The organism is Herbaspirillum sp. WGmk3, from assembly GCF_023952535.1.
Classification (GTDB): Bacteria; Pseudomonadota; Gammaproteobacteria; order Burkholderiales; family Burkholderiaceae_D; genus Herbaspirillum; species Herbaspirillum huttiense.
On record NZ_JAKYWT010000142.1, the window covers coordinates 1 to 244 of the forward strand.

1 protein-coding gene is annotated in these 244 nt (G+C 34.4%); it reads right to left on the reverse strand.

Going from position 1 to position 244, the window contains the following annotated elements:
* Positions 1–244: FAD-dependent oxidoreductase (locus MKD49_RS26240; RefSeq protein WP_252697771.1), on the reverse strand; the 244-nt coding region annotated here is incomplete at both ends.

Below are 244 nucleotides of genomic sequence, written 5' to 3' on the forward strand. Positions count from 1 at the left end.
ATTTACATCAACTAAACCACGTTCAGTGAGTTTAATGCCTGAATCTTCTGCCAATAGACCTTCTGCATAAGCTTTACGACCTACACAAACGATTAATTTGTCAAATACTTGCTCTTTATCTTCGCCAGCTTGGTTATATTTAACAGTCACTTCACGACCATTAACTTCTGTACCAGAAACTTTTGCACCAATACGAATATCTAAACCTTGTTTCTTCAAGATTTTTTGAAATTCTTTAGAAAGT